The organism is Ferdinandcohnia sp. GQ5, assembly GCF_059759275.1.
On sequence record NZ_JCAXEW010000001.1, the window covers coordinates 63,460 to 87,042 of the forward strand.

General features: G+C 37.1%; 17 protein-coding genes. 3 read left to right on the forward strand and 14 right to left on the reverse strand.

Annotated elements, in window-relative coordinates; genetic code table 11:
- The first annotated feature begins 97 nt into the window (after positions 1-97).
- Positions 98-1,153 (forward strand): sporulation integral membrane protein YtvI, encoded by a 1,056-nt coding sequence (gene ytvI, locus AC6CHV_RS00310; protein ID WP_498077841.1) that lies wholly within the window; start codon positions 98-100, stop codon positions 1,151-1,153.
- Positions 1,154-1,184: 31 nt separating this feature from the next.
- Here the strand turns inward: ytvI and AC6CHV_RS00315 are convergent, their stop codons facing one another.
- Entirely contained in the window at positions 1,185-2,366 is a 1,182-nt protein-coding gene (locus AC6CHV_RS00315; RefSeq protein ID WP_498077842.1) for a DHHA1 domain-containing protein, read from the reverse strand.
- A gap of 135 nt (positions 2,367-2,501) precedes the next feature.
- Between AC6CHV_RS00315 and AC6CHV_RS00320 the strand changes: the two genes are divergently transcribed.
- Entirely contained in the window at positions 2,502-2,759 is a 258-nt protein-coding gene (locus tag AC6CHV_RS00320) for a hypothetical protein (protein WP_440274231.1), read from the forward strand.
- Between the two features lie 93 nt (positions 2,760-2,852).
- Here the strand turns inward: AC6CHV_RS00320 and AC6CHV_RS00325 are convergent, their stop codons facing one another.
- The 8 genes from AC6CHV_RS00325 to AC6CHV_RS00360 all read right to left on the reverse strand — a co-directional run bounded on the left by AC6CHV_RS00325 (position 2,853) and on the right by AC6CHV_RS00360 (position 15,065).
- A complete protein-coding gene (locus AC6CHV_RS00325; protein WP_440274232.1) occupies positions 2,853-3,197 on the reverse strand; it encodes a hypothetical protein in 345 nt (114 codons plus the stop codon).
- 361 nt (positions 3,198-3,558) lie between these two features.
- The gene (locus AC6CHV_RS00330; RefSeq protein ID WP_341331789.1) at positions 3,559-4,338 is read right to left on the reverse strand and encodes an SDR family NAD(P)-dependent oxidoreductase; all 780 of its coding nucleotides are present in this window, start codon (positions 4,336-4,338) and stop codon (positions 3,559-3,561) included.
- 131 nt (positions 4,339-4,469) lie between these two features.
- Positions 4,470-5,186, reverse strand: a complete 717-nt coding sequence (locus AC6CHV_RS00335) for an HAD family hydrolase (protein ID WP_440272953.1) — start codon at positions 5,184-5,186, stop codon at positions 4,470-4,472.
- Between the two features lie 430 nt (positions 5,187-5,616).
- Positions 5,617-7,185 carry a SagB family peptide dehydrogenase gene (locus tag AC6CHV_RS00340; RefSeq protein WP_498077843.1) on the reverse strand — a complete coding sequence of 523 codons (1,569 nt, stop codon included), beginning with the start codon at positions 7,183-7,185 and terminating at the stop codon, positions 5,617-5,619.
- Positions 7,186-7,205: 20 nt separating this feature from the next.
- Positions 7,206-9,149, reverse strand: a complete 1,944-nt coding sequence (locus AC6CHV_RS00345; RefSeq protein WP_498077844.1) for a TOMM precursor leader peptide-binding protein — start codon at positions 9,147-9,149, stop codon at positions 7,206-7,208.
- Positions 9,146-11,110, reverse strand: coding sequence for a putative thiazole-containing bacteriocin maturation protein (locus AC6CHV_RS00350; protein WP_121449440.1), 1,965 nt, complete (start codon positions 11,108-11,110; stop codon positions 9,146-9,148). The genes AC6CHV_RS00345 and AC6CHV_RS00350 overlap by 4 nt, the downstream gene beginning before the upstream one ends.
- A gap of 173 nt (positions 11,111-11,283) precedes the next feature.
- Complete coding sequence (locus AC6CHV_RS00355) at positions 11,284-11,571, reverse strand: heterocycloanthracin/sonorensin family bacteriocin (protein ID WP_498077845.1); 288 nt, start codon at positions 11,569-11,571, stop codon at positions 11,284-11,286.
- 548 nt (positions 11,572-12,119) lie between these two features.
- Complete coding sequence (locus tag AC6CHV_RS00360) at positions 12,120-15,065, reverse strand: fibronectin type III domain-containing protein (protein ID WP_498077846.1); 2,946 nt, start codon at positions 15,063-15,065, stop codon at positions 12,120-12,122.
- 574 nt (positions 15,066-15,639) lie between these two features.
- Between AC6CHV_RS00360 and AC6CHV_RS00365 the strand changes: the two genes are divergently transcribed.
- Positions 15,640-16,863, forward strand: a complete 1,224-nt coding sequence (locus tag AC6CHV_RS00365; RefSeq protein ID WP_498077847.1) for a Bcr/CflA family efflux MFS transporter — start codon at positions 15,640-15,642, stop codon at positions 16,861-16,863.
- Between the two features lie 44 nt (positions 16,864-16,907).
- Here AC6CHV_RS00365 and AC6CHV_RS00370 read toward each other — a convergent pair whose 3' ends face one another.
- From AC6CHV_RS00370 to AC6CHV_RS00390, 5 genes are all read right to left on the reverse strand, one after another.
- Complete coding sequence (locus tag AC6CHV_RS00370; protein ID WP_498077848.1) at positions 16,908-18,206, reverse strand: Na+/H+ antiporter NhaC family protein; 1,299 nt, start codon at positions 18,204-18,206, stop codon at positions 16,908-16,910.
- A 189-nt stretch (positions 18,207-18,395) separates the two neighbouring features.
- Positions 18,396-19,931 (reverse strand): carboxypeptidase M32, encoded by a 1,536-nt coding sequence (locus tag AC6CHV_RS00375; RefSeq protein WP_341331780.1) that lies wholly within the window; start codon positions 19,929-19,931, stop codon positions 18,396-18,398.
- 305 nt (positions 19,932-20,236) lie between these two features.
- On the reverse strand, positions 20,237-21,058 hold the full coding sequence (locus AC6CHV_RS00380) for a TPM domain-containing protein (protein ID WP_498077849.1): 822 nt from the start codon (positions 21,056-21,058) through the stop codon (positions 20,237-20,239).
- The gene (locus AC6CHV_RS00385; protein WP_341331778.1) at positions 21,052-22,131 is read right to left on the reverse strand and encodes a TFIIB-type zinc ribbon-containing protein; all 1,080 of its coding nucleotides are present in this window, start codon (positions 22,129-22,131) and stop codon (positions 21,052-21,054) included. Before AC6CHV_RS00385 ends, AC6CHV_RS00380 begins: the two co-directional genes overlap by 7 nt.
- Before the next feature lie 45 nt (positions 22,132-22,176).
- On the reverse strand, positions 22,177-23,466 hold the full coding sequence (locus tag AC6CHV_RS00390) for an SPFH domain-containing protein (RefSeq protein ID WP_498077850.1): 1,290 nt from the start codon (positions 23,464-23,466) through the stop codon (positions 22,177-22,179).
- Positions 23,467-23,583 lie beyond the last annotated feature (117 nt).

Consider the following 23,583-nt stretch of genomic DNA (forward strand, 5'->3'; position numbering starts at 1 on the left):
AAGAAGTATCTATTTTGAAAAATATTTATATTTTAAATACGCCTGCTTTACTGTACAATAATTTTATAAGGATTAGAGAGTAGGTAATTTTGAGAAAATGGTAAAAAAATATATTAATAAAAGAAACATTCTCCTTCTCGTAATAGCAATTGTTTTATTGTATTTATTACCAATGTCAATTTCATTGATTTTGGCCTTTCTAACTGCCCTTTTATTGGAGCCAATTGTCAATTTATTAATAACAAAATACCGGTTTAAACGAATATATTCGGTTACAGTAACGTTTGTTATTTTTATGGTATTTGTTTTATTTTTGGGGTACTTGTTAGTCAATGTCATTATTAACCAACTGATCACAGTCGTGAAAAATATACCGTTTTATGTTTCAAGTATTGATACAGACCAAATTATTGCAACCTTTGAAAAGTTTGAAACTTATTTTGAGGATCTACCTAAGGAAGTCTTGGATTCTATTATGAATACTTTGTATTCCTTCCAGGATTTATTAATCGTTGCAGCAAGGAATTTAACAGAGGGGACGTTTAGTTTTGTTTCAAGTCTTCCTCAGCTATTATTAGAATTAATTGTTTATTTAGTGGCAGCTTTTCTTTTCATGAATGATCTACCTGGAATTAAAAATAGACTTAAAGATATGCTGCAGGAAAGTTCTATTGAAAAAATGAAGATTGTGACAACCCAGTTGAAAAAGATATTTGTTGGCTTTTTAAAGGCTCAACTGGTTCTTAGTGGAGTAACTTTTATTATCACATATGTAGGACTTTGGATTCTAGATGTAAAGTATCTTCTAATTGTGTCTTTGCTCATTGTACTAGTCGATTTACTACCGATATTAGGTACAGGATCTTTTATTGTGCCATGGGCGATTTTCGTATTAATTAACGGAAATACAAAGCTTGGAATAGGGTTATTGATTCTTTTTGTACTCATAACCGTAATTCGAAAAATTATTGAACCAAAGGTTTATTCACAAAGTTTTGGTATCAGTGCTTTAGCAGCACTCATCAGTATGTACCTAGGGTTTAAAATAATCGGCATTGTTGGATTACTACTTGGTCCTCTTTTAGTGATTCTTTATGATTCTTTAACAAAAGCCGGTGTCATTAATCTAAACTTTAATTCAGATAAACTATAGTAAAAAGCTACCATCACAGGTAGCTTTTTACTTATAAGTATTCTTTAATTTTTGTTTCTAAAAAGCTTTTAAATGCCTCCATATCTTCTAAGTTATCGAATGCTGCTTGTGCGGTCGTATTATTGCCGCCACCTTTACCATTATAGTTTTTTAGCTCTTGTTTAAATAACTTTCCACACTCAATGGGAAGCGTTCCATTATGGGAGATAAGTAGTTTACTTTCTAGTGTAGATGTAAAAATCACACATTGATTGGATGCCTCATTAATTTGTTTTGCAATTCCTTGAAGTTCTTTTAAAGCTTTCTCATCAAATGATTCGATAATGATTGTATCATTATGCGTTTGAATAAGCTCCTGAGCAAGGAAATGATTAAGTTTTCCTTTTAATTCCTCGATTTCTCTCTGGAGTTGTTTGTTATCTACTTCTATTTTAGTAATTTTTTCGATTAGCCCTTCACGATTCGTGCTATGTTTGTTTGCTAAGGTTGTTAATACGTTATGTGTTGCTTGATAATCCTCTAAAGCACGGCCGCCGAAAATAAAATACACACGTGTATTTCCTTTACTTTTTTCTGTTTTTAGAAGCTTCATAACTCCTAATTCGCCAGTTCTTGAGACATGTGTGCCTGCACATGCGGATGTATCGATACCGTCAATTTCAACAATGCGCATTTCATCCCCTTCAACATCAGGTGTTTTTCGAAGAGGAAGGGTACTTGCTTGTTCTTTAGACACAAAATATGTTCTAATTTCACGGTTTTCATAGATAGCTTTATTAACCTTATTTTCAATGTGAAGGAGTTGATCGGCATTAAATTCAGGAACACTTAAATCAATAGATACCGTGTCTTTCCCTAAATGGAAGCTTGATGTGTGTGCATCATACTCTTCAATACAGATCGCCGATAACAAGTGCTGGCCGGTATGCTGTTGCATATGGTCATATCGTAGTTTCCAATCAATTTGACATTCTACAGTCAAGTTTTCTGGGGGATGGGGGAGTTTATGGTAAACCTCTCCAGCTTCTTGATACACATCTAATACTTGAATATTATCAATTTGTCCAGAATCAGATGGTTGCCCACCGCCTTCAGGATAAAAAGCAGTTTCCTCAAGTGTTACAAGACAGAATTCTTCTTTTTTTATCATCTTTGTTACTGTAGTTGTCCAATTTGTTAGGTATGGATTTTCATAATATAGCTTTTGGGTCATCAATTTCTCGATCCTTTCCATATAGATAATTAAAACATACAAGAAAAGAAATAAAGATTCAATGAATAAAGTTGTTAGTTGTTATAAATAAGAGGGAGGAAGAGCAATTTAATGATAAGAAAGGTGGAAAAATTAATGGATGAGAATAAGTTGATTATGGGAGAAATTGAAGAAGATGCGTTTGTGTTAACTCAATTCAAGCACATGAATACACAATCTGTCATAAGTAAGGAGAGGTTAGGGGCCATTTGCGATTACTTATCGGGAAAAGTAGAGAGTGGGGAACTGGAGCATTATATTACGTTAAATGATCAGATGCCGATTAGACTTAATCAAGTTGAGATGAAGGAGTTATTAGATGAGTTCATGAACATACGTGGGAAGATGAATTAAAAGATGGAACAATAAGGTTTGGAAAAAAGTATAAAGTTAATCATAATAATATTATGTAAACTAAAATGAAGAAAAAAAGAGGGAGGGTTGGAATTAACCATTTTGATATTTTTTAATGATAAATTCCATTCCGATTTCAATTAACGTGTTTGCATGTGTATGAAATCTCTGTGCACGAACTTTTAGTTGTTCATATTGTGAATTGCTAAATGTTGTGCCCATTTTTATGCGATCTTTAGGTTTAGCTGGGGCTTTAAATTCTTTTGGTTTCTTATATGTATCTAATACATAATCAATTCCTTCAGTTAGTAATTGATTAAATGGAACTTGTTTGCGGTTTGCAATTTCTTTAATTTGTTCCAGTAAACTGTGGCTAACAGTCGTATTTTTGGTTACACGATCGGCATTATGGTATCTAATTTTACTTTCATAAGGCATTTGGTAGATCAGCTCCTAAATGAATATACTGTGTAGTTTAATTTAATATGTAAGTTAATGATAAAGGCAATTATTGATGCTAACGGAATCTGTATGCACTTGATTATATCATGTATTTGCTGCTTATTTTGTAATCTTGTCTAAGTTCCTAGAATAGATATTATGTAAACTGAATAAAAACTTCATCAACCATAAGTATAATGGTTAAAAGCAGTGTGATTTCTGATGTGAAATCCACTGCCTCTATTCTATATCTAATTTTATTTATAGCTTTTCAAATGCGAGTAACTTTAAAGAGAAACAGATTAGCTTATTATTGACTCCACTTATTGACCATCGCAGGTTTTAAGTCCAGACAGCTTTATTTTGTCACGATGGAAACTCCACCATCAACAATGATATTTTGACCTGTTACAAAGGAAGATTCTTTAGAAAATAACCAGGTTACCACATCGGCCGCTTCAGAGGAGGTCCCCATTCTTCCTAGGGCATTAAGGCTGTTGTACTTTTCTTCTAACCATTCTGATTGCTCTTCAGTCAAGTTTTCAAATTTTCGTTCGATCATCGGAGTCCTGATTGCACCAGGTGTAATGGCATTAACTCGAATTCCTTTACTCCCATATTCTTGGGCGACTCCGCGGGTTAATGCCAGAATGCCACTTTTCCCAGCTGCATATGCTGTAGTGTATGCCGAACAAATCAAGGCATCCAGGGATGATGTATTAACGATTGAACCAACACCATTTTCAATCATTGCTTGCAGCTCATACTTCATACACAACCAAACTCCTTTGATCGTAGAACCCATCATATGGTCGAAGTCTTCTTCACTTAATTCATGTGTTAATGCAGGCGTACCTTCCGCATTTCCCGCATTATTAAATGCAAAGTCGATTCTTCCAAATGTGTTCACTGTTTCTTTTACCATCTGTTCTACTTCTATTCCTTTGCTTACATCGACTGATAGAAAAAGAACATGTGGACTAATCTGTTTCAGTTTTTCTAGGGCTGAGTTTCCGCGTTCCCTATTACGACCAACTATGACAACTTTTCCACTCTCACGAAGTAATCGTTCTGCTACGGCTAGTCCAATTCCAGAAGTTCCCCCGGTTATAAGCGCCACTTGATTTTCAAATTTCACACCATCCACCCCTTGTGGTTAGAATTATCTAAATTTTACCACAAAGGGAACCTTAACAAGAAACTTTAATTACTGGACTGCACATAAAAGCTAAAAACCTAAATAGGAACCAGGATGACAATCGCTGATTCCTACCATAAATAAGCCTTTTTCGTAAATAATTCTAATAACTCCATGGCACTATGTACTTCTTTATCTGGTTTATAGGTAGCATTAGTCGGTAAAGCTTTCTTACGATGATTCATCCAGATCGCTTGCCAGCCTGCTTGTTTTGCTCCGATAATATCTTTTTCAAAATTATCCCCAATATACACGGTTTTGGTTTGGTCAAGGTCTAGTTTCTTTTCAATAAAATCAAATACTTCTCTTTTCGGTTTTGCATGACCAATTGTACCTGAAATAAACGTCATCTCTGCCGGAATCCATCGACTAAGGCTGAGTTGTTTAATTTTCATTGCTTGATGTTTTTCTTCACCATTTGTAAGAATTCCCAGCTGTTTTCCTTCTTTGTAGAGCACATTTAGCAGTTCCTCGACTTCGGGAAACAACGTAATGTTTTTTTGTTCGGTCACATACGTTTCATGAAAAATAGCTGCTTTTTCTGTATCTATTGGGATGTTAAAGTCCTTACAGGCAGCCATAATTCGTCCGGTTTGCCATTCAAATTGGGATATTTCACCTGCTTCACTTTGATCAAATAATATCTCGCTATACTTACGACTTGCAGTATATAATTGATCAATCTCCTCGTCTGAAAATGGCTCTTGAAAAAGCTTCCTCACCGTTCTATGAAAAGATTGTGCTTGATCATATAGTGTATCATCGACATCAAAAATTATCGTATCCATTTTCACAGCCCTCCTTATATTATGATGATATCACTATTTATCAACTAGAGAAAACAGAGGGCCTCCTTCATCTAATCAAACAAATAAGCAACAGCACCTACACAAGTAAGTATGAGGGATCAGAGCTATTCAGCCCTAATGCTAGTATCAGTTTTTTATTCATATCTTTTTATTATCGGTATATTCATCAATTGCTCTTGGAGCTACAAAGGTTACTGTTCCTAACAGTGCAGCACCTAAACTGTACGCCGTCCATAAAAGGAACTTTCTATCATCCTTGATGTCCTTTTCTTTTCTATCTAATTGTTTGTTTATTCTAACGAAAATTTTCTTTATTGTTCCCAATTTTTCCATTGTTTGACGTTGAAATGTTGCTCTATCAAAAAAAGCAAAGAAAATAGTTCTCTTTGCTTTTCTAAAGTGTTCTGCTTTAGCTACGTAAGCTACCCCTTAACCATGGTCGAGGTCGATAAGGACCGATTGGTATTTGGATTAAACTAGTTTTTTTATGTGAATCCATTTTGTAAATCTTATCATTCATATTCGCATTAAATCCTAGAAGTGGGTGTCCTCCCCATCCAATTGCTGTGGCCGCCAAAAGTAATCTCTGCACCAGCATACCAGCTTCCATTTGTTGAATCCGGTAACCTCTTAGACCTAGTGAAGTTTTTAAGTGATCTCTATCTCCTGCCACGTGAAAGCAGAGTGGGACTTGGGTTAAATTTACATTATCTGCAGACATTCCGTATTGAAGGTCAAGTCGATGGTCTCCAGGTTCTATCTGTTGTAACGAATGAGTAATGCTATCATAAGAATAAGCAGCATCCGGAATTCCCTCAACATTATGAAAACAGCCATACAGTGAGATACGGGACTCCTGCCCTTTTATTTCGTTGTCCAAATCATTTCGATATGCGAAGGAATCTGTTGCCTCTTGTAGTAAACTAGCCAGTTCCAGCTGATTTACCTTTCCAATAATGAAATCCATGTCCGGTGAAAAACGCTTTTGCAAGACCGACGCAAGGTCGTAAGATAAACGATTCACCTGAGGAAGAGTTACTTTAGGACCCCGACAAAATATTCTTTTTTTGGGCTTAATTTTATAAATTGATTCCGTGGAGTCAATAAAAGACTCTTCATTAAGCTTTGTTAACATTGGGTACTCTTGTACCCTCTGTGATCGTAAATAGTAATTATTATTAATTTCATTCAATTTACTAGCTAGTTCCACTGAATTGACGTTACCGTATCTGTCACTTTGAATAATATTCCAGTTTGTTGGTTCTACAGTAAGTGGAATAACCGCATATATGCTTTCTTCTTTTTCGGATAGCCCGAGTAGATGGTTGATTGCCTTATCAAGAAATTGGAAGTATACCCCTGTCTCAAATCCAAACCGTTTTGCTACTTCGAGTAACTGTCCAATCAGAACTCCCGTATCCAACCCTTGTAAACGGAAGGAAAAGTTGTTGTATTTAAAGAAATTTTTCCAAAACATTGTTGATATAAAAACCGTACCAAAACATGCAGACAAATCAATGCGGTTACCAAGAGCTTGGTTGATATAAAAATCGAAATTACCTTCTCGTAGTAATACTAATCGATGGTGTGCAACATCATAGTGGTATACCCCAAAAGGCAAATCCTCCAATTTTAGATAAACGTATAATTCGTTTGGATATAAAGCTCCTCCGGAAGGGACATACCGTCTGTACGACTGCATTAGATCAACGTCTTGGTCCGTTGTGAAGACTGATTGGCTTATTTGACTAAGACCAAATACATACCACAGAAAATGCCCCATTCTGCTATGAGTAGGTTTACTGGGGACATCCTGCTCTTCTAGCTTCAACGGCACATCTAAAGTCATCGGAAAACTCTCCAAGTCACGGTATAATTTATATGTCAAAGGTGAATCATCCCAATCGACTACCTTATCTGGTGGGCTTACTTTATCAATGTCAAAATGTAAGTTGTACAGAAATTCATTCAGACTCATCCTACTACCTCCTAGTCTACTTATGGAAACGGGTGTGGATGTGGGTTAAGCTGTTCTAGTGTAAGAAGATGATTCTCATACCCTAGCTCCATTGGTACCTTCAATACCCTCTCAAGTCCCGTTATTCGAGTAAGATGGTGTCCAAATGTCATCGGTAACATTCCTGGTATTAATACTTTTACACAGTGAAGTCCATTTCGTAGGGTTTCCGATGTCGTTTGATCCACAACAACTACATCAAGTTTCAATCGACGAAACTCCCGGAGAATGTCTTTAAGATCTTCGGTAAGGTCTGAATGTGGTACCTTCAACTTGAATTCCTCGGCAAATGTTCGCAATGGACGACTTTCGTGCAGCAAAAACTTTAGACGCTCTTCCGCTTCCGGCAATCCATAGAGCATGCCATGATCATCCATTTTCTGAACAAGGGAAGAATCATGCAACATATGCAGATACTCTCCCTTGTTCTCCTCAAATTTTTCGTCAAGCGTAAGCATCATACCGGACAGTTCATGAACTGCGCTTTTAGCAGCTCGAATCGGGTCGGGATGCGCTCCTGCTGCACAAATAATATTTAATCCATCTTTCTTTCTGTTTTTTGCCAATGCCCATACGCTTGGAATTCCGTGCTCCATCGTCGAGTTGAACAAAAATATTTCATATCCTGCAACTGCACGTATGCGATCAACCATTAACTCCAATTCCCTATCGTTAGATGAATACGGGTCTAATTGGGGTATGGACATTTGCGCGTACCAGGTCATCAAAAATGAATCACGTTCCACTACTTCCATTATTCCGTAGAAAATAGCCTCTTCTAAGCTTCCTCCTAATGCACATCCGTTTGAGGTTTCATAGACAAAGCCCTCCCCATCGCCTAAGCTGTAATAGGCAAGCAACTCTGGAACAAGAATCGGTCGATCTTGTAAAAGTGAATAGCCCCATACCCAATTCATTGGGCTATCAGGATCAAACGGTTTAAACGGAAAACCCGGTTGAGAATATTTTTCCGGTTCATGAATGCCTACTGTGAGAGGATTTAGTGCTTTTCCCTCTAAATTGCGGAAACTATCATGTACGACAGTTCTTTTGCCACGTGGAGCAAGACCACAGTACCGCTCCAAGCCTTCTAATATCGCAGTCAATTCACTTACTTTGTATGAATGGGTCCGTCCGGCAACTCCCTCGTCACCTATCAGCAAAGGCAAATTAACACCTACATCTGCAAAAGGCGGCAAGAGGTCATACATTTTACCATTTAAAAAGCCAGTCTTAGGATCCAAATAGTCGTCTACTAAGAATGTTTCTAAGTCGTCTATAGAACGGCATCGATAACTGTCAAGGCTGGTCTTAGGACTTGGTTGAAGAGTAATTTTGGCACTATCTTTTGAATCTACGGGAAGTCCACCACACACTGAACAAAGTGGATTAGAAAGAAAGGAATGCCATGAACTTTTTAGAGTTTGCAAGTTCATTAATAGTAGTTTTCCTTCTGAATGAGGGATATTTCCATCTAGAATACGCTTGACCTCTCCAACTATCAAATATGCCATCTGCAAAAGCCCCGTGTTAGATGCCCAAACATCACGAGTAATTCCTCTCTGTTCCGCAAGGTGTTTCTGCATATCCTGCATTTCTATTCGGTCACGGCCAGCCATGAGGCGTCTCATGTCAGCGCATTGGGAACAACCTGTGGAACCTGGTCGAACCAACGGACCAACCACACCCTCTCCAAAGGAAACAAAACCTCGTAACCAGGGGATTCCCTTAGGGCGTAATAACTCTTCTGCTTTTTGATGGATGGAGGGATTCCAGGCTTCATGCAATACTAAAACCAAATTAGTCTCTTCTGGTATTCCTGAGTTGATATCGGGATGACGAATTAACATGTAATGGGAGGCCAATTCTTCGGACACGTGATCAGCTAAAAAACCTTCTCCGATAATCACCACGATAGCATTCATGTGGACTCCACCTTTCTTAAAAGAACACCACACAGTTCAACTTGTTCCTTTTTCCAAAATGGTTCTATTTGAAGTTCAAATACCAATATTTGTTTGTTGTTACGTTCTAATACTTTTATAGCGGAATTCAAAATCTCGGCATGAAACATTCTTTCACAAGAAGGTATTTCAAGGCTGAGTGGGACAGTTTCCTCCAGCTGTACCGAAGAAACTTCCATTGCATGAGATGTTTGAAAATCCCCAATGTTTTCTGCCTTCATAATTGCGTGTTGTAATGCGTTTTCCAATGCCTTTGTGATAGTCAATCCTATACCGCTATACCAGCGGTTATTAGTACCAATCCAAACAACAGGGAATCCAGAAACCTTCTCTCCTAAGCCGATAATCGGTGCACCATTCAACCTAGTCAATACCTGCATATAAAACTGACAGTGCTTATCTTTTAAAGATTCCAATTCAACAAGTGATACAGTATGCTTCCGTTCTACATTTTTTTCACTTAGTTCCTTAACCAAACACTTTTGCAATCCCCTGCATACACTTTCTGCTAACGTTTCCCCCATTCCTACACTGATAAATTCGTTTTTTTCTCTAATACTACCATCTACTTCAAGTTGTGGAGGAGTTTTAAAGATATGATTAAACATTTGAGAAACATGGGCTTCAATCCCGATCAACCCTGCTTCCCTCCGAGCCTCCACATGAGTCAAACCAGCACAGACAATCTCTGGCAACAGTTTAGCAGGCCCATCTGACAAAGGGTTTGCTGCCTGAACCCGACATAGTGATAAGGGAAGTTGCTTCAAATCCCCTTCTTCCCAAGTATGAAGAATTCCTGTTTCAGGTGATGTCACATGATTGAATAATAGAAACAATTTATCCACATCACCACCGCTAACTCCTTCTTTGCTCCTTAAATCTAAATCGTGTATCCGTTTAGCTTCTGCAAATCCCGTCACAAAGGGGTGTGGGATGAAGGAATGCCAGTTCCCCTCCAAAGTATCTAGGTTAAGTAAAAAGAATTGATTATCCTCTTTTTCCATTTCGGTTCTTCTGGTAATCTCTTTGAACAATTCAAAGACGATTACATTTGCAAGCATTGCTCCTGCTATTTCAGAGAAATTGGATAACGACTGATCGTTGTGAAGTGCAGATTCGTGAATGCGCCTCCATGCAGATTCCCAACACCCCTGAGAATTAGGACGTACTAGAGGACCAGCCATACCTATGTGTTCTAAACAAATAGAGGGGAGAAATCCCTTTTTTTCCTCTGTACAAATCTCATTAAGAGCCCGCAATTCCTCAACATCACCCTCTTGTGACACATACAAAATGAATTGGAATTCTTGCACAATTTCCCGCCATGAACTCATCTCATCCTTTTGTGGGTTTAACTCATTTACCATTACCTCTGGGTCGGTTTGACGTGCATGTACAACGTGTTCTGACAACCTCTTTCTATTAGTAGATACTTGATCGGTAATAAATACATGGAACTTTGGTAATCCGGATTCGAGTAATGCAGATACCAAAGATACTAAGAATGGGCCAGCTCCAACCACCAAAACTTTTGACTGTCGATAAAGTTCAAAGCGGTAAGCACCTGAATCTCCGAAATTTTCTAAGAATTCAATTTGAGATGCAAACTTCTTAGTAACATGAGATTGCAATTGATGCGGTAAATCTTGACTAACATCCTGAACAAATCCGTTACGATACAGTGCTTCCGCAATTTCATATACCCGCTCACGGTATGGACCGGGTAATCCTTCTGTTATATTCCCCAACGTGTACTCTCCATTGAACATCGGTATTAGTTTTTGAACCCACTTATCAATCGTATTTCCTTTCATACTGAACGAACTTGTATTATTCCGAAAATATACTCCGTTGTTTGAAACAGGGAGAAAAAACGTGTCTCTTTTTACTTTGAGACGCATAGAAGGGGTTAATTTTGTCATTTCGCTCCTCCTTTACAAAATATCCAACTAAGGTTTCTATACCATCACAGTCACTATAATCCTATGTACAGAAATTTGTCTTATATGTCTAATCTTAGAGAGAAAGCCCCTAAAGCAATTTTTTAGGGGCTGCCTTTTTAATAGGCTAGATTAGTTTAATAATTAAATTCGAATTAATAACCTCCACAACGGTGTCCGCCTCCACAGCGTCCTCCGCCTCCACAACGGTGTCCACCGCCACAGCGTCCACCACAATTAGAGCAACTAAAGCAACTAAAGCAACGGAAACAATTAAAGCAATTAAAGCAATTAAAGCATCGAAAACAACTAAAGCAACTTGAACATCGTCCAAATGTACCGAATCCGCCAATTCCACCTATTTGACGGGCAGATTCCTCATAATACTGATTTGGGTCCCAAGGAACTGCTTCGCTCGAATGGAAATCTCCAATGTTCAACATTTGAAGTTCATTTTGAAATTGTTCACGAACATTACCTCCGATTATTCATTTAATAAGGGGTGAAAGTACTTTAAAAGAAAATAGAACGAACAAAATAGTAAAGTAATATGATTAAGTTATATTGGAAATAATTCTAAGTCTTTCCCCAACAAACTATGAACGATTAATGGGTATTGTGCCTGATTCTAATGCCTATTTTTAATTGAAAACAGTTAAGACTATGAATTTACTAAATAGAAAAGCTTATAGACTAGCTTGTCCATGCAACATGACTTTATTTTTGACCAGGATAAATTCCTCTTATCCACCATCACGCTTTATCTAATAAACTATTTTTAGAATTTTTTCGTCCTTCAAAAACATGTTAAATTGTCTAAAAAGAGTTAAATAACAAAAGGTTATTTCATTTATATAAGTAGATAGGAACGTATGATCTATTTCTTTGCTATAAAGACCAACGTCATATTCATAACAGTCATTTTTATGAATTAAAAAGCCAACGTCATTTTAATGACGTTGGCTTTTTTACACTTCTTTGGATTTATAGATTAATTAGACTTAGCTTGTTTGCTCTTTGCTTTACCAGGAATGAGGTGAACATCGACACTTGGTCCAAATCCACTCCATCTGTAACCTGAGACTTCGACAAGGCCGTTTGGTAGGACATCTGAGAGTCTTTCTCTCTTAGAATATTTAGTTGCATGGCCAACCGCTTCTACTTTAAAGGTGTAGCGTTTTCCTTGTTTTAATCCTGTTACAGTATAGCTAGTATCAGATGTTGTCATTTCCGAATTAATCGGTGTGAATGTCGCTCCATCTGGTTTGATTGCTTGACCATTCACATATACTCGGTATCCGATTACATCTTGATTTTTTGCTTTTGCCTCATTCCAGGAAAGCGAAACACTTGTTCCGTCTGTATTAATCATTGCTTCTAGGTCACCTTCAAAATACGGAGCCCCTATAGGATATTGCTTTGCTGTCTCAAACTCTAGAGCACTATTATATGGTGATTTATTACCAGCAAGATCCACTGCTTCAACCTTAATCTTATATGCTGTGCCAGGTTCAAGACCTGTTAATGTGTATTTATTTGATGTTGCAAATCCTACTAACTCTCCATTTGCGTAAATATTATAACCCGCTATTCCAGTGTCATCCTTAGCAACATCCCAAGTGATTGAAGTCCAAGTAAACCCTGTATACACAACGTCTACTGCTTTCCCGCTAAATGTATCACTAGAAGGAATTTTAGTAGTTGATTCTGATATACTTGTATTCTCTGGTAAAACTGGAGCTGTTTGGTCAGCGTCCCCACTTGTTTTTACCTTAATTTCTGGACCATTTGATGTTCGATTTCCGATTGCATCAGTAGCTTCCACTTTAAATGTGTATTCTTTAGCAGGAGCGAGCCCCTCAACAGTAAAACTAGTTTGATTAGTTGTTGTATAGTCTTCATTGAGTTTTTCACCATCTTTAAAGATGGTGTAACCCGTAACTCCTACATTATCAGTAGCTTCATCCCAAGTTAATGTCACACTTTTTCCGTCAGGTGTAGATTCTGCTTGAATACCTGCATTTTCAGACCATTGGGGTTGTTGAGTTGCATCTACTGGAGCGTTTGTCGTATTTTCAAAGATAAGTCCAGTAGAATTTTTAATTCTCCATGGATTTCCACCGTTATCCTTCACATTTGTAAAAGATACATTAATAAATTTGAAGCCTTTTGCGTAATTCATATTAACAGAATAGACATTATCGAATTTGACATTTTTAAATGTTATATTCTCATGATAAACCTCGCCAGCATCATTATTCCCGTTAACTAGAATGGCTTGTTTTTTACTACCGCCTTGATTTCGAACAGTTGTATCTACAATCTCCATATCTCTAAATTGCGAGATAACTTCCGCTGGTTCGTATAAGATTGAAGCGTTCGCATCCGTATATGAGGAAGTGAAGACAAATGGACCGTCTCCGTCAATACCTTCTAAGGCATTGTTTCTGAAAAGGATATTTTTTGCCCCACCACCCATTGGTGTATTTGTCTTACTACGTAAACCGACATCCGTCTTATACATGATATTATCTTCAACTAGGAAGTCTTGGATCCACCCACCTGTGTGACTACCGGTGACAACCCCTCCATGTCCCTCGCGGATATAGTTGTTGAATATCCAAGCATTTCCGGTTGGTTCACTATTAGATGCTGCTTGTCCCATACCAGATGCGAAATTAATAGCATCATCACCAGTATCAACAAAGTTATTGAATACCATGATATTTTGAGAGTCACCAAACTCGTAACCATCAGCATTATTTCCATCGTATGTTTTAGAAATGGTTCCATTTATAACGATATTTTTACTATGAAGGTTTACAATCCCGTGATTTGCAGGATTTAGCTGTGTGATGCCTTCGTAATACATGCCATCTACACCACGAACAGTAATCAGATTTGAGCGGGTAGAATAAGCAGACTTCACATCCATACCTAGTTCTTGTGCTGCATATGATTGGTTTGCAGCAAGAATACCAAATGTATCTTCAGATTCAAGGTTTAATGGGCTCATTTTCCCGTTCTCTACTTTTACACTTCCGGTTACTTTTGAATTATTGCCAGCGACGTAACGTGGTAATTCATTTCCTAGTTCATCGACAGTAGGATGATTCTTATCATATTTCCACCCGTTACCATCAATGATGCCGTTGCCCACGATACGAATGTTTTTTAAACTTCCATAATCGTATGTATGTGCATTGATGAGTGAATATGAACGTTCGTCTGTTGAATAGTCATAAAGCCAAAAATTCATACTGTAATCTTCTGCATCTGGAGATCCAAGCAAATACCCATCCACTTGTAATGTCATATCAGATTTAAGCCACAATTCTCCAGAGATAAATTTCCCCTCTGGAATTACCACCTTTGAACCAGGAGTAGCAGCGTCAATTGCTGCCTGAATAGCTTCCGTATCTTTTGTTTCGTCATCTGGGATTGCCCCAAAATCAATGATATTAAAAATTTCAGGTGCTTTTGTTGTTTTTCCTACAATTTTATTGGAAGGTGCTGATTCCACCCCTTCAGCATTTACTGATGTAACATAAAATTGGTAGGATTTATTTGGTTTAAGATTATTAACCTGAAAATTATGGATTAATATCTTCTCGTGGAAATGATCCTTATCAATATTTTCATAGAAATTATCGATATAGGCTTTTGCTGGTCCACTATTATCTTCTAAAGCGCTTCCAATTTTCTTCTTATTCATGTAGATATTAAAGTCAACGATGTCCTTATACTGTTCCGGCTTTTCCCATACAAGAGTGATGCTGTCTTCATCATAAGCAAGGTTTGGAATCTGTAAATTTACTGGTGATGCAGGTCCATTAGGAGATGTCCCCGTTTTTGCATTCGCTGCCACTACATTAAAGTTACTTGAAACTAATAATAAAGTTAGAAAAACAGATAAAATTATCTTAAAGCTCTTCAAATACTTTTCCACCTTCCCATATAATTAGTAATATGAACTTTCTGCCCTCCATTCTTTTAAAAATTTATATAAACTTTTTAAGATGCTGAATGCATTTAAAAGTTTATTAAAAGGGAATTTAGGATTTCACAACTATGTTAATCTCTTCCATATAAGTACGTATACAATCATTTTATTGAATTTTTAGACAATTATGGTTATTTCCTCCTACGCAAAAAGTCCTGTATGAAGAAATGATTACTACCAATGAAATGACTATGATTAACCCGTTGGATTGACATCAACAGCTTTAAAGCCAGTTAAGTGGATTCGGTTTCACCCCGACTGTCTCTTCTTCAGTAAAAGAACTAAATCGAGCCTCCGATTAGAGTTCTTATGTAGAATACCAGGAATAAAGTTTTTCCTTATTATCTCAACACATAATCCAATACAATATTTAACAATTTATCTATTAAATTCTTAAAAGTTCCAAATATTGACGTGTAATTCGGTGCTTGTTATTATTAGGAAATAATACATAGTACGTAGGGACATGTTATTTGTCCAAATGACTGTGAGGAAAGGCGAGAACAACATGAACAAACCTACAGGAACGAAACGTTTGCAACTTGCATTACTTTTAGGGTCACTTGGACTCTTAGGACCATTCACGATCGATATGTATCTACCATCATTTCCTACGATTGTGGAGGATTATGAAACGACTGCATCACTAGTCCAAGTCAGTTTAACGACATGTTTGTTAGGACTTGGATTGGGACAATTAATTATTGGTCCAATGAGTGATGTACAAGGACGACGAAAGCCATTACGAATTTTTCTTATCATGTATTTGATTGCTTCCGTCATTTGTGCTTTTGCCCCATCTATTTATCTATTTATTGTAGGTCGCTTTCTACAAGGTTTTGCAGCAGCAGGTGGTCTTGTAATTTCAAGAGCCATTGTCCGTGATATCTATAGCGGCAGGGAATTAACAAAGTTTTTCTCCTTATTGATGTTGGTTGGTAACCTTGGGCCTATCGTTGCCCCAATTGTTGGTGGTGGAGTCCTTTCAATTACTGACTGGAACGGAGTTTTTATTGTTTTAGCAGGTTTGGGCTTTGTGCTGTTTCTTATAATCTCTATTAATCTAGAAGAATCATTACCTGTAGAGAAGCGTGTGCCGAGTAATCTAACTCGAGTATTAGGTAATTTTGGTTCATTATTTAAAGATCGAGAGTTTCTAGGTTATGCACTAACACAAGGCTTTATCATTGCTGGAATTTTTGCTTATGTTTCTGGTATTCCTTTTGTTTATCAGAATATTTATGGGGTGTCACCTCAAGTATTTAGTTTGCTATTTGGGGTTAATGGTCTGGCATTAATAATTGGAACTCAGTCTGTTGGACGTTTATCAGATATTATCCCAGAGAGAACGTTTTTGAAATTCGGTTTATTTCTTTCCACTACAGCAGGTACTTGTTTGTTAATAGCTCTTTTGTTAGAGGCACCACTTCTAGCAGTTGCGATTCCGATCTTCTTTTTGGTTTGTTCGATTGGTATGATTTCAACAACCTCCTTCGCATTAGCTATTGAGAGCCAAGGACATATTGCCGGAAGTGCTTCCGCCCTATTAGGTTTACTACCATTTGTTCTTGGTTCAATAACTTCTCCACTTGTTGGCGTCGCGGGAGAATATTCAGCCATTCCTATGGGAGTCGTTATATTATCAACGAGTTTACTAGCTCTATTTTCATATTTTGGACTGGTACGCCGAGCATCATTACGTTTACAGACTTCTAAAAAATATTCAGGTTAATGTAAAAAGCAGAGTTTAATAAACTCTGCTTTTTTCTATGAGACTTAAGCTGCCCTTTTTATTAGTCCTCCCTTTCTCTTGTTGTGGTTAAGTTGTTTCAACATCGAAACCACTACCGTAATAAAAGGTAAACCCCACAAAAATATGGCATAAGGAAGATATTCAGTAACCGGTAAGCCCAATACCGTACTACACATAATCGTTAGTACACTCCATGGAATCATGCCTGGAAACAGCATGGTCGAATCTGCCATGACTCTTGCTAGGTCAGCTTTCGTTCGGCGATTTATCCAGTGAGGTAGTAACGTTCTACCAGTAAGGATAATCGGTAATGTTTGATTTGCAGCAATTAGAGAGATCCCTAAGGTAGCAATGATTGTTTTTACGGAATCTTCAACTAAGGTTTTAGATTTATGGAACCATCCATCGACTAATGGTTGGATAACACGATATTCTTCTAAAAGCCCATTATATGCTCCAGCTAATGCTAAAAAGATAAGAAGTGTATACATCTTGATGAGGCCCCCGCCCATTCCCTCTATACCAAAGAATAGGGCATGAAAAAGTTGGTAAATGGCAGTTCCGTCGATGAGTGAAATGATACTAGCACAGATTATACTTGATAGAAAAGCATAGACAATACCTTTCCGAAATAATACCACTACAATTAATACAAGTGGTGGTAATAACTTCAAAAAGTATAAATCTTCCCAGCTAAATGCTGCTATTTCACCTTGCTTCAAGTTATATTGAGAATCTAAATAACTAAAAAAGACTATACTAATTAGAATGGCTGGAATAGTAGTTAGTGCCAACGCTCTAAATTGCTTCATATTAGAAATCTCAACCGTGTGTGATAATAACTGAAAAGCGCTTGAAAAAGGTGAAGTTCGGTCCCCGACAAATGCTCCCGATATCAAAGCACCAGCTACTATTTGAGGTGACAAATTGATTGAAATAGCACTGCTCATGATTGGAATCCCAACGGCACTTAGGGTTCCTATAGAAGTACCTAGCGTCATTGAAAAAATCATCGCAATGATAAAGGAGAGCAAAAAGAAATGATCAGGTGTAATAATTTGCAAGGCAACAGAAACTAATACTTGAATAGTACCTGCTTCATACCAAGAAGGAAGGATAAAACTAACTAGAAATAAAATAAGAATGACAGTCTGTGTTTTGTTTATTCCCTTTCTACAAATCTTCCAAATTTCACGAAGAGATTTTCCTTTCCCTATTATTAATGAAATGAGAAATACAAATCCAGGTAAAAATCCAATAAATAATGGGATATCAAAGCTTACAGACCATAAAACTCCTGCAAGTGTAATCGTGATGAGCATACATATCTGACGTATTGTAAATCTATCGTTGTTCAGTTTTTTTCACTCCTAATGCTTACTTACTTGTACTGTCCAAAATGCATTATACCATTCATTCATTTCCGATAAAACTAAAACTAACCCCGTCTCAAAATAGAGACGAGGTTAGTTATCTTCCATTTTTGTGTATGATTTTTAATTACATCTTGCTTATAACTGGTAAACCTTAGAATATTTCTCTTCTAAGTAGTTCACTAGATAAGTAGCATTTAAGCTTTCGCCAGTGACTTTCTTAATTAATTCATCAGGTGTATAAATAGCCCCGTATTTGTGTATTTTTTCTTTCAGCCAATTTTGAATAACGGTAAACTCACCTCTTTCAATATGCCCGTAAAAGTCAGGGAGCTCCTTCTTAATGGTATTCAAAATTTGGGCTGCATATAAGTTTCCAAGAGAGTATGAAGGGAAGTATCCTAAGCCGCCAAATGACCAATGAACATCTTGAAGTACCCCTAAAGTATCAGTTGGAGGTACAATCCCTAAATATTCGTTCATCTTCTCATTCCATACATTCGGTAGGTCTTTTACAGCAATTTCCCCACTAATGAGTCCTTTTTCTATTTCATAACGAAGCATGATATGTAAATTATACGTTAATTCGTCTGCTTCAACTCGAATATATGAAGGCTCAACGATATTAATTGCCCGATAAAAATCTTTCACATCCAGATTTCCTAATTGGTCAGGGAAATGATTTTGGAGATCTTGATAGAAGAACTTCCAAAATTCTTCACTACGTCCCACCATATTTTCTAAAAATCTTGATTGTGATTCATGAATTCCAAAGGATGTTCCGTTGCAGATTGATGTTCCTTCTAATTCAGAATTTATGTTTTGCTCATAAATACCATGTCCTGCTTCATGGATTGTGCCAAAGATTGCCGAACGAACATTATCCTCAAGATAGCGAGTTGTAATTCTGACATCCCCTGTATTAATCGATTGAGCAAATGGATGTACGGTTTCATCTAGTCGTCCAGCATCCATATCAAATCCAATTCGCGGAAGTAAGAATTTATTAAACTCTTTTTGAATCTCAGGGTTGTAAAGCTTTTCAAAAACCTCGCCACTTGGCTTAGAAGTTGATAGATTGATTCGATTTAATAAATCAATGCTGTTTTTTCGTAAATCTGCAAAAAGTGGATCTAAAACTTCAACTGTTAATCCAGGCTCAAATTCATTTAATAATGCATTATATGGATGCCCCTCATACCCATAATACTTCGTAAATTCCTTTTTAATTTCCACAATTCGTTCAAGATAGGGAAGATAAACTTCAAAATTATTCGTTTCTCTAGCTTCCTCCCATGCATTATTTGCATTTGAAGTTAAGACGATATATTCATTGTACAGTTCAGATGGAATGCTTTTTGACTGTTTATAGAAGTTATTTCTTTCACGTACAATTGCTTTTGTCACGTCATCAAGTTGCTCATAGAATTTATCTTCTGTTAATACCTCTAATAGCTCACCCATTTCTTGCGAGATAGATAGCTTAAATATCTCCGTTGATAACGTTCCGATGGAATTGGCAAAAAGAGATCGTCCTTTCTTAGGTGCCATTACTTTTTGATCCCAATCTGCTAGAGCAAGTACACTATTTAGATGAGTAATTTTTTCATCTAATTTTTTAAATTGATTGACCTTTTCTTGAAGTTCAGCATTTATTACTTGTTGGTTAGACATACTATACCCCCATTTCGAGTTTCATCCCGAAGAAATAAAATTGACTGTTCAGTCTATAACCTATTATAAATAAAAATTCCGAAAATTAATAATAAAAAATAACAATTTTTACAAAATCTATCTCTCTTTTGATTGTTCACTATTGAGAACAACTTGTTTTCGCATTTCGACAAAACTTCGGGAAATAAAATATTAATGTGTTATATTGTGATAGTTTTTAAGTTTCGGCACCATTATCCTGATAAATTAGAGATTTACTATTAGAATAGAAAAAAGCATGAGGCGTATGATTTCCTCATGCTTACTTAAAACCCTCTTCCCCCACCGCCAGATCTGCCGCCGCCGGAAAAAGATGATCCTCCACCACTATTTGAATTTCTTTGAATCTTTTGTTGAGTTACTCGTGTATTGTAATGTCGGTCCATTTTATTGGTTACAGTAAATGAATTAGATTCTAAATACGTGTGGGCTGTTGTCGTCGAGCGCCCCCTGTTGTACATCGCCATTATCCCAACTGAAATAACGCCAACCCCAATTGCAATAGCAAAATAGATTAAGAGTTCTTTAACTAATTCTCCTTGGGAGGTACTTGATGAATAGGATGTCGAATTATCCGATTGTGCATATCCGCCAGAAGAAGATGGTCCTTCAGGAATTCCTTCATTCATCGTAGTCTCAAGGTCTGACAAGAATGCTTTCGCACTTTCACCATATGCTTCTTCTGTTAAATAAGGATAGACATGGTCAAGAATTTCCTCCACGGTTACGTCTGGAAAATAATCAACAATTCGATCACGTGTAAAGATATACACTTCCCGGTTATCCATGTCAATTAGATATAATATTCCATCCGCAGTTCCTTCATAACCGAATCCATGGCTATCATAAAAATCGCTTGCATAATCTCTTGCTGATTTTCCTCCACTATCATCCGTTGTGACGATACGGATATCCATTTGAAATTGTTCAGTTAATTGTATGGCTTGCTCCTGCAATTCTACCTTTTCTGTATCTGAGAATAAACCTGCCTGATCAAAAACACGCTCGTTGTCAGCAAGCGTAACACTCGCGAAAGCTATTAACGTGAGGAGGAATAATGGAATAAAGAGAACTTTTTTCATTACCATATAAATAACCCTCCTAACGACAGGGCTGCAAAGACACTGGCTGAAATCATACCAAACCATTTACTAGCTCTTCCAATGCTAATTGGCAAGTCCCCCGCAATTTTTCCAGTTTGGCCATTCATTGCAAATATATAGGTCTTCCCCTTATATTGGTAAGTAAACATCCAAACGGGTAATAAAACATATTTTGCTTTAACATTGGAGAGTTTTACGTTTGCATTATGGATCGAAACCGTACTATATCCATGAATCGTACCTTGAAGTAACGTTCCGATATTATTACGAAGAACGTTTGAAATTCTTCCGTACACCTCATTTTGGTTCATATCATACTTTTCGGCAAAAAAGCCTGACAAATAGGACATTGAAAAATCGGTTAAATCGTTATAGTCATAAGGCTCTAAGATGGTCATGAGCTTATCATCCATTTTCTTAGATCCATCTGCTGGTACATCACGGAATATTGCTTTTCCTTCCCGCATCACCTTATAATATTTTGTTTCAGTATACCTGGTATCCCCTCTTGTATAGGTTCTAACTCTTCTAGCTTCACCCTCAATTTTTCCAGAAGTATTACTATCAAATAACCAAAATGGAACATAGATTCCTGAAAGTTTTTCGAGCTCTGAATTTGAAGTGAAGAACTTGGGGAGTAGTGGCTTCCCCTTACACCAATTTATAAATAATTCTTCCGCTTTTTTACGGTTAATTTTAAAAGGAATAACCATCTCAGGGCGATATTCTCCCTCTAATTGCCGTGGGATAATCGTTGGATTGTGGCAATAATAACAAAAAGTTGCGGCAGTGGTATCATCGGTTACAATTTCTGCTCCGCAACTGCTGCACGTATAGCCTGTAGCTTTTTCATCAAATTCCTGATCTAATACCTTTGAATGTTGTAGGGATTCTTTACTTGCTTTTGCTTCTTCCTCTGCTTTTTCATTATTGATAAAATTCTTCACGTCTTCTTCTGTAAATTCACTCAAACAATAATCACAGGTCCAATTCTGGGTTTCCGCTTTGAATGCTAATGGTCCCCCGCAGTTAATACATTTATAGACTACAACCCCCAACCCTTATCACCTCTTTTTCTTCTGAAATATTCCCGATTCAGCACATCATTTATGTTCACAACGAGATCCACACTCAGGACAGAATTTTGCATTTTGATTTGCAGGTTTAAACCCGCATGTTTGACATGTTAGTTCTTCAGGCTTTTTACTGCCACAGTTTGAACAGAACTTCCCTTTATTTTCTTGGCCACATTGACATTCCCACGTTTCTTTATTAGCTTGTGGTTTGGGAGATCCACATTCTGAGCAAAAATTACCTGTATTTGTTTGACCGCAAGAACATTTCCATTGATTAGGATTTTCCACCTGTTGATTTTGCTGTTTTTTTGCTTGCTGTTGCATATGCTGACGATTTGATTCAGAAGCAGCTCCCATAAAACCACTGCTACCTTGCATCCCCATTCCCATGCCTAAAAATCCTTGCATCGATCCAGCATCATTGGAACCGGCGGCCTCCAGCCCTCTTGCAATGGCACCTTGGACATATCCTTCACGAACTGAAGGGTCTTGAAGCATAGCACCTTGGTTTCTCATGTTTATCAGTTTTTGTGATTCATCATCATACGTAATACTGTTGATTCCTACGGATTCAACCTGCATTCCGCGCATCCGCGTCCAGTCTTCATCAAGAACTTCTGCCATATACTTTGCAAGTTCCATTCCCTTTGAAGTGACATGAGAAATTCGGATCCCATCTGCGGACATTTTATTGATTGCCGTTTGCAAAGCATTCATATATTCAGATAAGTATTGTCCATTAATGTCATTGATATCAACATTTGATTTATTTCGAGGAATGGCTTCCATGAAAAACTTGAGCGGGTCAACAATTTTTATAGAATAGCTCCCGTGAGTACGTAAAAATAATTCCGCATTATAAAAATTGTCAAAGTAGTTTATCGGGTTTCGTGTACCAAATTTAATCCCTTTTATCTCTTGAAGATTAATAAAATACACTTTTTGAGACGTTGATGGAACACCACCGAATTTAAAACGATTGAAGGTTTCGTATAAAGCTTCTTCAAATTGACCGTTGAATAAGGATGGTTGTGAAGAGTTTACAACTTGGTAATAGCCCTCTTCTGCTGTATAATCCACAATTTTTCCTCCGTCAACTAAAAGCATAAATTGATTTGGATACACATGGATGATTGAACCATTTGAAATCGTGGAATCTGTTCCCTTAAAGTTTTGATTTCGACGATCTTTAGCTCGTACTTTTACACCAACGGACATAACGGTTGTATCACTCATCTCCTGTGGTTCAATTACCTCTAGCCATTGATCTGCTAAGTTTCCTTTAACTGCACTAACTGCTGCTTTAATAATTCCCATTTAAACCCCTCCTGCAAAAAACTAAACATTACAAACGAATGTGAAATTTCATTTTTGCAAATTTCTCTGTATTAATGTACTACGATTTATTAGGCAATAAGTTTCATATTCAGTTAA